Annotated in this window: 13 protein-coding genes; 6 read left to right on the top strand and 7 right to left on the bottom strand. The window is 68.1% G+C overall.

Going from position 1 to position 15,490, the window contains the following annotated elements; translation table 11 throughout:
• Window positions 1-3: 3 nt before the first annotated feature.
• From HNP73_RS13490 to HNP73_RS13480, 3 genes are read right to left on the bottom strand one after another with little or no spacing between them, the layout of a single operon-like run.
• Window positions 4-831, bottom strand: a complete 828-nt coding sequence (locus tag HNP73_RS13490) for an ABC transporter permease (RefSeq protein WP_184150233.1) — start codon at window positions 829-831, stop codon at window positions 4-6.
• The gene (locus tag HNP73_RS13485; protein WP_184150230.1) at window positions 828-1,799 is read right to left on the bottom strand and encodes an ABC transporter permease; all 972 of its coding nucleotides are present in this window, start codon (window positions 1,797-1,799) and stop codon (window positions 828-830) included. Before HNP73_RS13485 ends, HNP73_RS13490 begins: the two co-directional genes overlap by 4 nt.
• 4 nt (window positions 1,800-1,803) lie before the next feature.
• Entirely contained in the window at window positions 1,804-3,507 is a 1,704-nt protein-coding gene (locus HNP73_RS13480; RefSeq protein ID WP_184150227.1) for an ABC transporter ATP-binding protein, read from the bottom strand.
• A gap of 245 nt (window positions 3,508-3,752) precedes the next feature.
• Here HNP73_RS13480 and HNP73_RS13475 point away from each other — a divergent pair, with 245 nt between their 5' ends.
• The 6 genes from HNP73_RS13475 to HNP73_RS13450 all read left to right on the top strand — a co-directional run bounded on the left by HNP73_RS13475 (window position 3,753) and on the right by HNP73_RS13450 (window position 11,027).
• Window positions 3,753-4,484, top strand: coding sequence for an SDR family NAD(P)-dependent oxidoreductase (locus HNP73_RS13475; protein ID WP_184150226.1), 732 nt, complete (start codon window positions 3,753-3,755; stop codon window positions 4,482-4,484).
• Window positions 4,485-4,503: 19 nt separating this feature from the next.
• Window positions 4,504-5,865 carry an NAD(P)/FAD-dependent oxidoreductase gene (locus tag HNP73_RS13470; RefSeq protein WP_184150223.1) on the top strand — a complete coding sequence of 454 codons (1,362 nt, stop codon included), beginning with the start codon at window positions 4,504-4,506 and terminating at the stop codon, window positions 5,863-5,865.
• The gene (locus HNP73_RS13465) at window positions 5,862-7,916 is read left to right on the top strand and encodes a hydantoinase/oxoprolinase family protein (protein ID WP_184150220.1); all 2,055 of its coding nucleotides are present in this window, start codon (window positions 5,862-5,864) and stop codon (window positions 7,914-7,916) included. The genes HNP73_RS13470 and HNP73_RS13465 overlap by 4 nt, the downstream gene beginning before the upstream one ends.
• On the top strand, window positions 7,913-9,619 hold the full coding sequence (locus tag HNP73_RS13460) for a hydantoinase B/oxoprolinase family protein (protein WP_343063299.1): 1,707 nt from the start codon (window positions 7,913-7,915) through the stop codon (window positions 9,617-9,619). The genes HNP73_RS13465 and HNP73_RS13460 overlap by 4 nt, the downstream gene beginning before the upstream one ends.
• A complete protein-coding gene (locus tag HNP73_RS13455) occupies window positions 9,616-10,071 on the top strand; it encodes a RidA family protein (RefSeq protein ID WP_184150217.1) in 456 nt (151 codons plus the stop codon). The genes HNP73_RS13460 and HNP73_RS13455 overlap by 4 nt, the downstream gene beginning before the upstream one ends.
• Window positions 10,072-10,196: 125 nt before the next feature.
• Complete coding sequence (locus HNP73_RS13450) at window positions 10,197-11,027, top strand: DeoR/GlpR family DNA-binding transcription regulator (protein WP_184150214.1); 831 nt, start codon at window positions 10,197-10,199, stop codon at window positions 11,025-11,027.
• Window positions 11,028-11,054: 27 nt separating this feature from the next.
• Here HNP73_RS13450 and HNP73_RS13445 read toward each other — a convergent pair whose 3' ends face one another.
• From HNP73_RS13445 to cysP, 4 genes are all read right to left on the bottom strand, one after another.
• Window positions 11,055-12,119: a sulfate/molybdate ABC transporter ATP-binding protein gene (locus tag HNP73_RS13445; RefSeq protein WP_184150211.1), complete on the bottom strand. Its 1,065-nt coding sequence runs from the start codon at window positions 12,117-12,119 to the stop codon at window positions 11,055-11,057.
• The gene (gene cysW / locus HNP73_RS13440) at window positions 12,116-12,922 is read right to left on the bottom strand and encodes a sulfate ABC transporter permease subunit CysW (RefSeq protein WP_184150208.1); all 807 of its coding nucleotides are present in this window, start codon (window positions 12,920-12,922) and stop codon (window positions 12,116-12,118) included. Before cysW ends, HNP73_RS13445 begins: the two co-directional genes overlap by 4 nt.
• On the bottom strand, window positions 12,906-13,748 hold the full coding sequence (cysT, locus tag HNP73_RS13435) for a sulfate ABC transporter permease subunit CysT (RefSeq protein ID WP_184150205.1): 843 nt from the start codon (window positions 13,746-13,748) through the stop codon (window positions 12,906-12,908). Before cysT ends, cysW begins: the two co-directional genes overlap by 17 nt.
• A 112-nt stretch (window positions 13,749-13,860) precedes the next feature.
• Window positions 13,861-14,868, bottom strand: a complete 1,008-nt coding sequence (cysP, locus tag HNP73_RS13430; protein ID WP_184150202.1) for a thiosulfate ABC transporter substrate-binding protein CysP — start codon at window positions 14,866-14,868, stop codon at window positions 13,861-13,863.
• Between the last annotated feature and the right edge of the window lie 622 nt (window positions 14,869-15,490).

Below are 15,490 nucleotides of genomic sequence, written 5' to 3'. Positions count from 1 at the left end.
TCTTCAGGCGTTGCGCAGGCGTGGGTCCAGGTGGTCGCGGAGCGCGTCGCCGAGGATGTTGACGGCGAGCACGGTCATCGCGAGGCAGAGCGAGGGCCAGACCACGTACATCGGGTTCTGGCTCATGTAGCCGCGCGCGGTGCCGATCATCTGGCCCCACGAGGGTTCGGGCGGCACGATGCCGAGACCGAGGAAGCTGAGACCCGACTCGAGCAGGATCGCCGCGGCGATCGTCAGCGTCGCCTGCACCACGAGCGGGGCGAGGATGTTCGGCAGGATCGCCCGGAAGATGACACGCGTGTAGCGCGCGCCCATGGCGTGCTCGGCCTCGACGAATTCCTGCCCCAGCACCTGGAGCGTCGCGGACTGCGCGACGCGGGCGAACTGCGGAATGAAGATGATGCCGATGACGATCGACAGGCTGAGCACGCCGCTCTGCCAGAACCCGACCGCGAGAAGCGCAAGCAGGATCGCCGGGAACGACAGCATGATGTCTACGCCGCGCATGATGAAGAACCCGACGGTGCGGTTGCCGTAGCCGCCGACGATGCCGAGCGCGGTGCCAAGGAGGGCCGCGATGGTTGTCGAGACCAGTGCGACGACAACCGTCGGCCGGATCCCGACGAGCAGCCGCGAAAGGATGTCACGACCGAACTCGTCAGTACCGAGAAGATGCGCGGACGAACTCCCCTGATTGACGTTGTTCTGGTCGAGCGCCAGTGGATCCCACGGTGCGATCCATGGGCCGATCATTGCGACCACGACGATCCCGAAGATGACGCACAGACTAGCGAGAACGAGCGGTCGTCGGAGGAGGCCGGACAGTCTCATGCGCGTTTCCTGCGGATGCGGGGGTCGAGGAGCGTGTAGAAGAGGTCGACGCAGAGGTTGATCAGGATGAAGAGCGCCGCGATCGTCAGGATCGCCCCCTGCACCAGCGGGTAGTTGCGGTTGGAGACGGCGGTGACGAGAAGCGTCGAGAGGCCGGGCCAGTTGAAGAGCGCCTCCACGAGCACCGTCCCGCCCATCAGGTTGCCGAGCTGAAGGCCGATGATCGTGACGATCGGGATCGCGGCGTTCCTGAGAACGTGACGCCAGACGATGCGCCGCTCCGACATGCCCCGGGCGCGAAGCGATCGCACGAAGTCCTTGCCGAGAATCTCGAGCATCGAGGAGCGGGTCATGCGGGCGATCGAGGCGGCGAGACCGAAGCCGAGAGTGATCGCCGGCAGAATGAGCTTCTCGAAGTGCATCGCGACGCTGCGCGACATGTTGGTGTAGCCGCTCGCGGGCAGCCAGCCGAGCTTGAGACTGAGCCCGAGGATGAGAAGCGAGCCGAGAATGTAGACCGGCACGGAGATGCCGAGCGTCGCGACTGACGTAAGGAGCCCGTCGAGGAAGCGCCCCCGGTTGAGCGCGGCCGCGATACCGAGGGGCACGCCGATGAGCGATGCCACGAGGATCGCGGCGAAGGCGAGTTCCAGCGTCTTGAAGACGCCGTTGCCGATGTATTGCGCCACCGGATAGCCATCGAGCGAGGTGCCGAGATTGCCCTGCATCGCGCCGCCGAGCCACTTCACGTACTGCGAGAGCACCGGCTGATCCAGGCCGAGCTGGGCACGGGTAGCGGCGATTGCTTCGGGCGTCGGATTGCTGTCCGGCCCGAGCAGCATCAGCACCGGATCGCCGGGCATGATGTACATGAGCGAAAAGACCAGCGTTGCGATGACCCAGAGCTGGACGATCGCGGTCACGAGACGCGAGCCGATGGCGAAGCCGAAGGCGCCGATGTTCTGCATGGGATCAGGCCTCCGCTGCGGCAGGCTGCATCGTGCCGACCTGCGGCACGGCATCGAGGAGCGTTCGGGTGTAGGGGTTCCTCGGCCGCTCGAAGACCTCTTCCGCCGGCCCGCTTTCGACGATCCGGCCCTTCTGCATGACCGCGATCGAGTCGCTCACGTGGCGCACCACCGACATGTCGTGCGAGATGAAGAGGTAGGTGAGATCGAATTCCGCCTGCAGGTCGTGGAGCAGGTTCAGGACCTGCGCCTGCACGGAGACGTCAAGGGCCGAGACCGCCTCGTCGCAGATGACGAGACGCGGCTGCAGCGCGAGGGCGCGAGCGATGACGATGCGCTGGCGCTGGCCGCCCGAGAACTCGTGCGGGTACTTCCCCGCCGCTTCCTTCGGCAGGCCGACCGCATCAAGGAGGCGGGCGACGATGGCATCGCGGTCCTTGCCGCCCCGGTGGATGTCGACGGGCGCCGCGATGAGGTCGCGCACCGTCTCGCGCGGATTGAGCGAGCCGTAGGGGTTCTGAAAGACGAGCGCCATGTCCCGCCGCGCCTGGCGCATCGCTGCGACGTCGAGGCCCGCGAGGTTCTGCCCTTCGATCAGGATGTCGCCGGAGTCGGGTTCGATCAGGCGCATCACGAGGCGCGAGAGTGTCGACTTGCCGCAGCCGCTCTCGCCGACGAGACCGAGCGTGCTGCGCGCCGGGATCGCAAGCGACACGTCATCGACCGCGCGCACCTCTCGGCCAGCGGAGAGGGGGGTCGCCTGCAGCGTGTAGGTCTTGGTGAGGCCGCGCAGTTCGAGCAGTGTCGCACCGCCGGTGACGGCGGGCGCCGCGCGCACCGTGGCGGACGGCTTCACGACGCTGACGATCTCGCCCTTCGCGTCGCGCTCGATCACCGGCAGACGGGTGCGCGGCGGGGACATCGACGGCATCGAGGCGATGAGCGCCCGGGTGTAGGCGCTCTTCGGCGCAGAGAAGATCTGCGCCGTCCGCGCCTCCTCCATCATGTCGCCGTGGTAGATGACCGCGACCCGGTCGGCGACCTCGTGGATCACGCCGAGGTCGTGGGTGATGAGCAGGACCGCCGCGCCGATCTCGGCGTTGAGTTCGCGCAGCAGCGTCAGCACCTGTTTCTGCACCGTGACGTCGAGCGCCGTGGTCGGCTCGTCGGCGATGATGACGTCCGGGTTGCAGGCGACCGCCATGGCGATCATCACCCGCTGGCATTGCCCACCGGAGAGCTCGTGCGGGTAGGAGCCCATGATGCGCGGCGGGTCGGGCATCCGGACCTTCTCGAGGAGAGCGAGCGCCCGGGCGGTCGCCCCGCGCCGTCCCAGCTTCTCGTGCAGGAGGATCGCCTCGACGATCTGGTCGCCGCAGGTGAAGATCGGGTCGAGCGAGGCCATCGGATCCTGGAAGATCATCGAGATCCGCTTGCCACGCAGCCGGCGCAGCGCGGAGGCGCCCGCCCGGAGCAGGTCGGTGCCTTCGAACATCACGCGCCCGCCCGTCACCATGGCGTTCGGCGGCAGGAGGCCCATGGCAGCGAGCGACAGGATGGTCTTGCCGCTGCCGCTCTCGCCAACGAGCCCGAGGATCTCGCCCGAGCGCAGGGTGAGCGAGGCGTTGCGGATGGCGGACCGAAGCGTCCCCTCCGTCCGGAAGGATATGGAGAGATCCTCGATCTTCAGCACGTCGTGTCCGGCCATGGCAATCCGCTGCTGATCGCCGCGGAGTGGGTCCGTGGCTGAGTATGGAAGGTGTTGCGCGTTTTCTTTCTGTCATAAGGGCAATGTGAGTCGATTGCGTCAAGCGTGACGTGATCGATCGCGCAATGAAGGGTCATGCATGCCCATTTATGGAGCATTGTGTGGCTGATCTAGCATTCATGCTTGCCGCTGCGCGCGACTATCCATTACCGTCGAGGCAGATTTCAGCGGAAACTGGGCGAATCATGTCGACCGAGACACCGGGAGGCTCCGGCGCGATCAGCCGCGTCGTGATCATTTCTGGAGCAAATCGAGGAATTGGGCTCGCGATCGCGCAAGAGCTTTCAGGGCGAGGCTACCGCCTCAGCCTCGGCGCGCGTGACCCGGCGTCGCTCGCCGACGTGTTCGGGCCGGAGAGCGACTCGCTCCAGTTCGCGCGCTTCGATGCCTTCGACAAGACGAGCGCTACCGACTGGGTGGCGGCGGCCGTCGATCGCTTCGGCCGTATCGACGGGCTCGTGAACAACGCCGGTTCAGCCGAGCAGGTCTCGCTCATGGACGATGACGAGGAGGCGCTCGACCGGCTCTGGACGGTGAACGTCAAGGCGCCGCTGCGCCTGACGCGCCTCTGCCTGCCGCATCTCGAGGCGACGGGCGCGGGGCGCATCGTCAATGTCGCCTCGCTCTCGGGCAAACGCGTGCGCAACGGCTCGGTCGGCTACAACATGACGAAGTTCGCGCTCATGGGCCTCACTCACACAACCCGTCACGTGGCGTGGGACAGGGGGGTCCGCGCCACCGCCGTCTGCCCGAGCTTCGTGCGCACCGACATGAGCAGCCACACGAAGAAGCTCGCCCCCGACGAGATGATCCAGCCCGGGACGATGGCTGAACTCGTCCGCACGCTCATCGAACTGCCGAACAGCGCCGCGATCGCGGAGCTGCTGGTCAACTGCCGCCTCGAAGACATGCTCTGAGGCCCCGGAGGAGCCCCCCTTGTCCCGCATCATTCCCGATCCTGTCCCCACCGACCGGACGTTGCCCCAGAAGGTCGACGTCGTGGTGATCGGCGGCGGCATCGCCGGCGTCGCGACGACGCTCTTCCTTGCGGAAAAGGGCGTCTCTGTGGCGCTCTGCGAAAAGGGGCTGATCGCCGGTGAGCAGTCGACCCGCAACTGGGGGTGGGTCCGCCAGATGGGCCGCGACCCGCTCGAGCTGCCGCTCGCCATCGAGAGCCTGACTCTCTGGCGGACGATGAATGCCCGCATCGGCGAGGAGACCGGCTTCCGCCAGCGCGGCATCACCTACCTCTGCGATACCCGCCGCGACGTGGCACACTACGAGGAGTGGCTCGGGCACGCGAGGACCTACCAGCTCGACTCCCGGCTGGTCGCGCCGAAGGACCTCCCCGGGCTCCTGCCGGGGATCACCGAAGGCCGGTTCCTCGCCGGCCTGCATACCGCGACAGACGGCTGTGCCGAGCCCACCAGGGCGGCTCCCGCGATGGCGCGCGCGGCGGCGCGCCTCGGTGCGCATGTGCTGACGAGTTGCGCCGTGCGAAGCCTCGAGACCGAGGCGGGCCGGGTCAGCGGCGTCGTCACCGAGCACGGCCCGATCCGCTGCGCCTCGGTCGTCCTCGCCGGCGGCGCGTGGTCGCGGCTCTTCGCGGGCAACCTCGGGATCGACTTCCCACAGCTGAAGATCCTCGGGACGACCGCGCGCATCGACGGCGTCAGCGGCACCGTGCCCGACATGCCGGTCGGCGGCGGCACCTTCGCGGCGCGCCCGCGTCTCGACGGCGGTTACACCGCGACGATGCGCAACGCCAACATCGCGCCGATCACGCCGGACAGCTTCCGTCTCTTCGCCGACTTCGCGCCGACCCTCGTCAAAAGCTGGCACGAGCTCACGTTGCGGGTGAACGGCCGCTTCTTCGAGGAGTGGCGCACGCCCAAGCGCTGGGCGGCAGACGAGGTCTCACCCTTCGAGCGGGTGCGCATCCTCGATCCGCAACCGCACGACCGTTTCAACAGCGACGGGCTGAAGCATCTCGCCCGCGCCTTCCCGGGCTTCGCCGGCGCGCGCATCACCCACAGCTGGGCCGGGCTCGTCGATGCGACGCCCGACGCGGTGCCGGTGATCGGCCCGGTCGGGAGCATCCCGGGCTTCTACATCGCCAGCGGCTTCTCGGGGCACGGCTTCGGCATCGGGCCGGGGGCGGGCAAGCTGATGGCAGAGATCGTGACGGGATCGCCGACGTGCGTCGATGCCCGTCCCTTCCGTCTCGACCGGTTCAGGCGGTCGGCCAGGACGGCGCATGTCGAACACACTCCGGGCACGAGGTTGGCACATCAATGACGTGGAGAATTGGCGTAGATTCCGGCGGCACATTCTGTGACGTGTGCCTCTTCGACGACGAGACCGGACGGCTCGAGATATGGAAGGTCTCTTCGACCCCGGACGATCCCTCGCGCGGCATCGCGGCCGGCGTCGAGGAAGGCCTCGCCACTGTCGGCGCCAAGGCTGCGGACGTCTCGTTTCTCGGCCATGGCACCACGGTCGCAACGAATGCGCTGATCGAGCTCAAGGGAGTGAAGACCGGCCTCATCGTCACCGACGGCTTCCGCGACCTGCTCGAGATCGGCCGGCAGAAGCGGCCGTCGCTCTACGACATGACCGCCGACAAGCCCGAGGTGCTGGTCTCGCGCGATCTCCGCATTGAAGTTCCCGAGCGCCTGCGCGCCGACGGCAGCGTCGAGGCGCCCCTCGACGAGGCGGCGGTCCGCGCGGCCATCCGCCGGCTGAACGACGCCGAGGTGAAGGCGATCGCCGTCTGCTTCATCTACGGCTTCCTCAACACCGTCCACGAGGCGCGGGTCGTGGAACTGATCCGCGAGGAATTCCCCGGCGTCTTCGTCAGCGTCTCGCACGAGGTGGCGCCGGAGTTCCGCGAGTACGAGCGGATGTCGACGGCCGTCGTCAACGGCTACCTCGGCCCGGTGATGCAGCGCTACATCGACCGCCTGCAACAGCGTCTCCACGACCTTGGCCTCGGGGCCACGCCACAACTCACCCAGTCGAACGGCGGTGTGATCGGTTTCGAGACGGCCGCGCGGCTCCCCGTCCGCACCGTTCTCTCTGGTCCCTCGACCGGCGTCGTCGCGGCGCAGGCGATCGGACGGATGGCCGGCTTCCCGAACCTCATCACCTTCGACGTCGGCGGGACGTCGAGCGACGTGGCGCTGCTCCAGGACGGCGTCTGCAAGCTGACGGGCGAGGCATCGGTCCACGGCTATCCGATCAAGGCGCCGATGCTCGACATCCATACGGTGGGCGCGGGCGGCGGGTCGATTGCCTACGTGGACTCCGGCGGCCTCCTGAAGGTCGGCCCGCGCAGCGCCGGCGCCGATCCCGGTCCGGTCTGCTACGGCCGTGGCAACACCGAGGCGACGGTGACGGACGCGAACGTCGTGCTCCAGACCCTGAATCCGGTCGAGATCCTCGGCGGGCGCATGAAGGTCCGCCGTGATCTTGCCGTCGAGGCCGTCCAGCGCCTCGCCGACAAGCTCGGCCTCGGGCTCATGGAGACCGCGCAGGGGATCCTCTCGGTCCTGAACGCCAACATGGCGAAGGCGATCCGGGTCATCTCCGTCCAGCGCGGCCACGATCCGCGCGACTACGCGCTGATGGCGTTCGGCGGCGCCGGTCCGCTCCATGCGGCGCGGCTCGCGCGCGAGCTCGACGTGGCGCGCGTCATTGTGCCGCGCACGCCCGGCACCCTCTGCGCGCTCGGCCTGCTCCTGACCGACCTCCGCGCCGACTTCGCCGTCAGCCGCCTGATGGCGCTGGCGCCCGAAGCCCTCGACGGCGTCCGCGTCGGGTTCCGCTCGCTCGAGTTGCAGGCGGCGGAGTGGTTCGAGAGCGAGAGCATCGGGGTGGAGCGGCAGGTCGTGAGCCGCACCGTCGACATGCGCTACGCCGGGCAGAACTACGAACTTTCCGTGCCGATGCCGGCGGGCGAGATCGAAACCGCGAGCTTCGAGGCGCTGGCCGAGGGCTTCGCCGCCGCGCACATGCAGCGGTTCGGCTTCATCGCCGAGGGCGAGACGGTGCAGATCGTGACGCTGCGCGTCGAGGCGGCGGGGCTCGTCTCCAAGGCCGAGTTCAACCGGCTCCCGGATGCCGGGGCGGACGCCTCGGCCGCACGGATCGGCGCACGCGAGGTCTGGATGCCGGAAGTCGGCGGCTTCACCGAGTGCGTGGTCTACTCCCGAGACGGTCTGAAGCCCGGCAACCGCATCGACGGTCCCGCGATCGTCGAGCAGATGGACACGACGACGGTGATCCTCCCCGACATGCAGGCGACCGTCGATCCCTATCTCAATCTCGTGCTGGAGGCCCGCTCGTGAGCACCGAAACCGCCCCGGTGGATCCGGTCGCCGTCGATCCGGTCACCGTCGATCCCGTCACCGTCGATCCCATCACCGTCGAGGTGATCGGCAGCGCGCTCACCTCGATCGTGGAGGAAATGGGCGAGGCCCTGGTCCGCGCCAGCTACTCGACCAACATCAAGGAGCGGCGCGACTGCTCGACCGCGCTCTTCGACTGGCGGGGGAACACGCTCTGTCAGGCCGAGCACATCCCCATGCACCTCGGGAGCTTCATCGCGTTCCTGCCGAACGTGCGCAAGCGCTTCCCCGAAGAGACGATCCGTCCCGGCGACGTCTTCATCGGCAACGACGCCTACGAGGGCGGCGGCACGCACCTGCCCGACATCGTGCTCGCCGAGCCGATCTTCCACGGGGACCGGCTCGTCGCGTGGGCGATCAACACCGCCCACCACGCCGACTTCGCCGATCGCGGCCATGCCCACATCTATCAGGAAGGTGTGCGCATCCCGCCGGTCCGGCTCTATCGCGAGGGCGTGCTGCAGGAGGATATCCGGAACCTGATCCTGTTGAACTGCCAGGTCCCGCGCGAGCGCCTGTCGGACTTGCGCGCGCAGATGTCGGCGAACCATCTCTGCGTGCGGCGGATGCAGGATCTCTGCTCCAAGTACGGCGCGGACAAGGTGCTCGCCGCCGGTGACGCGCTGCAGGATTATGCTGAGCGCAAGATGCGCGCCGGCATCGCCGCGATCCCGGACGGCACCTACGAGTTCGCCGACATCTTCGACAGCAACCAGTTTCCCGAGCCGATGGAGCTGAAGGTCGCGATCACCGTGAAGGGCGACGCGATGCATCTGGCGTTCGACGCGCCGCCACAGGTCGCGGCAGGGCTGAACGTCATCTACACCGGTCTCCTCTCCACCTGCTACTACGCGGTCAAGGCGGTGATCGACCCGACCGTGCTGCCGAACGCCGGCCTCGCCCGGCCGCTCACCGTCGAGGCACCGGAAGGCTCGTTGCTGAACTGCAAGCATCCCGCGGCCGTGGACGGACGCATCGCCGCCTGCCAGCGGGTCGCCGACATCGTTCAGGGCGCGCTCGCGAAGGCTCTGCCCGGCAGGGTGACGGCGGCGGGCAACGGCACCTGCACCGGCGCGCTCTTCACCGGCGTCCGGCCGGACGGCTCGCTCTGGGTCTATCTCGAGACGATCGGCGGCGGCGGCGGGGCGCGGCCCCACGCGGACGGCCTCTCCGGCATCCACGTTCACATGACCAACACCTCGAACCTGCCCGTCGAGGCGCTCGAACTCGAGTACCCGCTGACGCTGCTCCGATACGAACTCGTCGACGGCTCGGCCGGGGCGGGCACCTACCGTGGAGGCATGGGCCTGCGGCGGGTCTACCGCATCGAGGCGGACTGCCGCTTCAGCGTCGAGGGGGGACGGCTTCAGGCGCAGCCCTGGGGTCTCGACGGCGGCCTGCCAGCGGAGGGCGCCCGCTATGACTTCGACGAGGGCAGGGTGAACGTCCCCGGCACCATCGAGCTCAAGGCCGGCCAGATCATCGAACTCGTGACCCCCGGCGGCGGCGGCTACGGCGACCCGGCTGCGCGCGCGCCAGAGGATGTCGCCCGGGACTTGCGCGAGGAGCGCATCACCGCGGAGTTCGCGTCGGGAACCTACGGCACCGCATCCCCCGAAGCCAAGACGAAAGCGATGGCATGACCACTGATACCCTCACCAAGGAGACCAGAACGTTGAAGGTGACCAAAGTCAAATCCGGCAGCCCCTTCGAGGAGCAGGAGAGCTATTCCCGCATCGTCGCCCTGGACAACTGGATCTTCGTCTCGAACAGCGCCGGCCGCAACTACAAGACGCGCGAGATGTCGACCGATCCGGTGGAGCAGGCCAGGCAGTGCTTCCACAATATCGAGGGCGCGCTCGCCTCGGTCGGCGCGTCGCTCGCCGACGTGGTCCGCTCGCGCGTCTTCATCCCGAACCCCGCCGACGCGCCGTCAGTGATGGCTTATGTCGGTGAGAAGTTTCGCGGCATCGATCCGGCCAGCACCGTGACCTGCTCGCCGCTTGGCAGCCCGGATTTCAAGGTCGAGATCGAACTCACCGCCTACAGGGGCGCGGGCGCGGCCACCGCCGAATACATCAGCGTGAGTCTCTGACCGCGCCGGGTATGCGGCCGCCGGCATTTGTCGCGCGGCCGCTGAAACCTCCTGCACGGATCCGCTTCCGTGCCGCCATCCGGTCAGGTTAGATGCGGCGTCCAACAACTCGCGCGGTTCGCCAAATGACCGACTCCTTCGAGCCAAGTCAGTCCGATGACATGTTGCCGGCAGAGCGGCGGGATCGGATCATCGAATGGTTCGTCGCGCATCAGGTTGCCTCGACCCAGGACCTCGCCAAGTGGCTCGGCGCGTCGATCTCCACGATCCGCCGCGATCTCGATTATCTCGCGTCTCAGGGGATCGTCCGGCGCACCCACGGCGGCGCGGTCCGCGTGCGGCGGAACACCACCTCCGAACCCCTCGCGAGTGAGGCGCAAAGCATCGCCGTCGAGGAGAAGCGCGCCATCGCCGCGGTCGCGGCCGGTCTGCTGCTGCCGGGGCAGAGCGTCATGCTCGACACGCGCACGACGCTGCATCACGCAGCCTACGCGATCGCTGACCTGACGATTCCGCTGACCATCGTCACCAACGACGTTCATGCCGCCAGCGTGCTCGCCAACAGGGCGCACATCAAGCTGCTGGTCCCTGGCGGGATCTGCCGGGACGGCGCTTACGTGCTGCTGGGCGAATCCGGCATCCGCATGGTGCAGGAACTGCGCTGTGACCACCTGTTCCTCGGAGCGCAGGCGGTGGACCTCGAATGCGTCAGCGACACGTCGCTGGAACTCGTCCAGCTTCAGAAGGCGATGATCGACGCCGCCCTTGAAACGACGCTCCTGCTCGACAGCAGCCGCTTTGGCAGCCGCGCGATCTACCGGACCGCGCCGATCGAGCGGCTGCGGCGCATCATCACCGACGAGGGCCTGCCGGTCGAGGAGCGGGAGCGCTACGCCTCGGTCGTGCCGGAACTGCTGGTGGCACCGTTTCCCGACGGCTCCGCCGACGACCGCTGACGGGTGCCGGCGGCAGGGACGCGGGGCCTATTCGGGGAAGACCGCCATCCGGCGGATGCCGAGCCCGATCGACTGCCCCCGGGTGAGAGCGAGGCGTTCCCATTCGTCGCGGGCAATCTCTGCCTCGACGCTGCGCCCGTCCGGCGTCGCGAACTCGGCCCGGACGGTGCCGCCGTGGGCGACCACGTGGTCAAGGCGCCCCACGGCGTAGGCACCGGGCGTCCCGGCGACGAGGGGCAGGAGGTCATGGGCACGGACGAAGCCCTGCGCCGCCCCGTCGCCGATGCCCTCGGCAAGGGTGACGGCATCGCGTGGCAGTGGCTGGCCCGCGACGCTTGCGACACCGCCGTGGACCTCGACGGCGAAGCGGTTGGCACCGCCAAGGAAGCTGTGCATGAAGGCGGTGGCGGGACGCGCCTCGACCTCGGTCGGCGTGCCGCTCTGCTCGATGCGCCCGGCGTTCATCACCACGATGCGGTCGGCGACCTCGAGCGCCTCCTCCTGATCGTGGGTGACGAAGACCGTGGTCACCGCCAGTTCCTCGTGGAGCTGGCGCAGCCACCGGCGCAGGTCACGGCGAACGGCGGCATCGAGGGCGCCGAAGGGCTCGTCGAGCAGCAGGACCGAGGGCCGGATCGCGAGCGCGCGGGCGAGTGCGACTCGCTGGCGCTGTCCGCCGGAAAGCTGGGCGGGGAAGCGGTCGCCGAGGCCGGCAAGCTGGACCGTCCCGAGCAGGCGCTCCACCCGCTCGCGGCGTTCGCTGCGCGACGGCCGGCGGCTCGACGGCATGACGCGCATGCCGAAGTCGACGTTCTCGCGCACCGTCATGTGGCGGAAGAGGGCGTAGTGCTGAAAGACGAAGCCGATCCGGCGCTCTCCGGCGGGCAGGTTGGTCGCGTCGCGACCGTCGATGATGATCCGCCCCGAGTCGGGGAAGTCGAGACCCGCAATCAGCCGGAGCAGGGTGGTCTTGCCCGACCCGGACGGCCCGAGCAGCGCCAGCAGCTCGCCCTCGGCGATATCGAGCGAGAGGTCGTTGACGGCGGCGAAGGTCTCGAAGTGGCGCGAGACGTGGTCGATGACGATGCTCATCCGGCCCGGTTCTCCATGACGTACTTGATCCCGAGCGTGGCGAGCGCGATCAGCGCGAGGATCGAGGCGGACGCGAAGGCGCCGGCGATGTTGAAGTCGTTGTAAAGCAGCTCGATGTGCAGCGGCAGCGTGTTGGTCTGCCCGCGGATCGCCCCGGAAACCACCGAGACCGCACCGAACTCGCCCATGGCGCGGGCGTTGGTGAGCAGCGCGCCGTAGAGCAGCGCCCAGCGGATGTTCGGCAGCGTCACCAGGCGGAACGTCTGCCACGGGCTCGCGCCGAGCGAGAGGGCGGCTTCCTCGTCCTCGGACCCTTGCGCCTGCATGAGCGGGATCAGCTCGCGGGCGACGAAGGGCGCGGTCACGAACAGGCTGACGAGCACGATGGCCGGGACCGAGAACATGATCTGGACGCCCCAGGACTGGAGCGTCGGCCCGAGCAGTCCCTGTTGGCCGTAGAGAAAGAGATAGATCGTGCCGGCGACGATCGGCGAGACGGAGAACGGGATCTCGATGAGCGAGATCAGGAGCTTGCGCCCGGTGAATTCGTAGCGTGCCACCGCCCATGCGGTGGCGATGCCGAAGACCATGTTGACCGGCACGACGATGACCGCGGTCAGCACCGTCAGGAAGATCGCATGCCGGGTGTCCGGCGCGGCGATGTTGCCGAAGTAGGCGCCGATCCCGTCCGCGAAGGCGGAGACGAAGATCAGCACCAGCGGCACGAGCAGCGTCAGCCCCGCAAGCACGAGGGCCAGTGCGATGAGGGCCGTGCGGCCCCGCGTGTCAGCTGCGGCGCGCATAGCGAAGGGCCCAGGCCTGAAGGCTGTTGGTGATGAAGAGCATGAGGAAGGCGGCGATCAGCAGCACCGAGGCGAGCGCGGCGGCGGCACCGTAACTGTACTCGTCAAGCCGGATGAAGATCAGGAGCGAGGTGATCTCGGTCTGCATCGGCAGGTTGCCGGCGATGAAGACGACCGCCCCGAACTCACCGAGCGAGCGGGCGAAGGACATGGTCGCACCGGCGAGGAAGGCGGGCATGATCAGCGGCCAGATCACCAGCGCGAAGGTCTGCCACGGCCGCGCGCCGAGCGACTTGGCGGCCTCCTCCACATCGGCCGAGACGTCCTCGAGCACCGGCTGGACCGTACGCACGACGAAGGGGATCGAGGTGAAGAACATCGCCGCCATGATCCCGAGCGGCGTGTAGGCCACCTTGATGCCAAGCGGCTCCAGCAGGCTGCCGAACCAGCCGTTCGGCCCGAGCAGCGTCACGAGCGTCACGCCCGCGACAGCGGTCGGCAGCGCGAAGGGCAGATCCACGAGCCCGTCGAGCAGCCGCCGGCCGGGAAAGCGGTAGCGCGTCAGCACCCACGCAAAGAGCAGGCCGACGACGGCGTTGAGCACGGTCGCGGCCAGCGCGCAGGTGACGGTGATCCGGTAGGACGCGAGCGAGCGCGGCGCGGTGATCACCTTCCAGTACTGTTCCCAGCCGAGGCTCGCGGTCTTGATCGCCATCGCGACGAGCGGCAGCAGGATGATCAGCGCGAAATAGGTGAGCGCCACGCCCATGGACAGTCCGAAGCCGGGCATCACCCGGCGGCGACGTTCGAGACTGGAGAGGGACATCGGAGCTCCGGTTACGGCGGAGGGACGGGGGAGGGCGGGCCATGCCAGTCCCGGACCGGAATGGCAAGGCGGCCGCCGGTCGGGCGGCCGCCGGGGTCACTGCAGCGGCGGATTACTGCGCGACGAAGACATCGTCGATGAGCCCGCCGTCGGAGAAGTGCTCCTCGGTCGCCTTCTGCCAGCCACCGAACTCGTCCTCGACGGTGTAGAGTTCGACTTTGGGGAACTGGTCGGCATGTGCCGCCATCACCGCATCGTCATTCACCCGGTTGCCGAAGCTCACGATGATGTCCTGCGCCGCCGGCGTGTAGAGATAGTTCAGATAGGCCTCCGCCTCGGGCCGGCTGCCGCGCGCATCGACCACCTTGTCGACGACCGCCACCGGGAACTCGGCGAGCAGGCTCACCGGCGGCACCACCGGCGTCACCTTGTCCGGGCCGTACTGCTTGGCGATCGCCGAAAGCTCGGCCTCGAAGGTGATCAGCACGTCGCCGATACCGCGCTCGGCAAACGTCGTGGTCGCGGCCCGGCCGCCGGTGTCAAAGACCGGCACGTTGGCGAAGACCTTCTTCAGGTAGTCGGTCACCTTCTCCTCGTCGCCGCCGAACTCGTGGTTCGCCCAGGCGCGCGCCGCGAGATAGGTATAGCGCCCGTTGCCGGAGGTCTTCGGGTTCGGGAAGACGACCTTCACGTCGTCCCGCGCGAGATCGCCCCAGTTCCTGATGTCCTTCGGGTTGCCGGCCCGGACCACGAAGGCGGGCAGCGAGTAGTAGGGCGAGGCATTGTTCGGCAGCTTCGTCTGCCAGTCCGGCGCCACAAAGCCGTTCTGCGCCAGCACCTCGACGTCGGTCACCTGATTGAAGGTGACCACGTCCGCCTGCAGCCCCTCGAGGATCGCGCGCGCCTGCTTCGACGAGCCCGCGTGGCTCTGGTCGACCTTCAGCGCCCGTCCATGCTCGGTCTGGTAGTCAGTCGTGAACTGCTGGTCGATCGCCGCGTAGAGCTCGCGGGCAATGTCGTAGGACACGTTCAGGATGCCATCGACGTCAGCATGCGCTGCCGGCGGTGCAAGGAGGGTGCCGATCGCGAACGCAATCGCGGGGAGCCTCAGGTGCCTCATGTCGGTCCTCTCGGGTACGTGGGAAGCCGGAAGATAGCCACGAGGCCGCTGATGACAATCGAACGGCCGGGTCGGGGGAAAATAAGAGCGTGGTCCCCGCCTTGGCGGGAAGCGTAGGACATTTGCCGCGATTTTCCTGCCCCGGCAGGTACTGCGGACCAGCCGCACCGCTCGGGCGGGGACGCAGTTTCGACGCGGATCGGGGTTTGTTCACGCATCCCGGAGCAGGACGCGTCCTGCGCCTCGGCCGGACTCGGTCGAGAGGGATGAGTTTCAGGGGGTTACTCGCATCGCGCATCCGCGGAATGTTGCCCATTTGCCATGGGCCGGGGGTCCGGCGAGGCCGGTTCGCCGCATTTTCAGTGTCCGCAGGGCGACATCGGCAGGGGCGGCGGCCTGGGCTCTGCCCCGACCCAAAGGCGATGCCCGGGAGCCGCGAAGTGCTTCTGCCGCAAACGTATTTTCCGCGCTGGGCATCACCTGCAACCCAGTGGAAGCCGCCCCGGACCCCGAGGCCGGATATGCCAGCCCTGCAACGGTTTCGGACAATCTTGCTCAGGTTAACGCCGGTGGCTTCCATCCCGATTGAAATCATGATGGTTCTGTAGATCGAAATCGGTGT

It is taken from the genome of Amaricoccus macauensis, from assembly GCF_014201905.1.
Taxonomy (GTDB): Bacteria; Pseudomonadota; Alphaproteobacteria; order Rhodobacterales; family Rhodobacteraceae; genus Amaricoccus; species Amaricoccus macauensis.
This window is presented reverse-complemented; position numbering and strand designations above follow the sequence as displayed.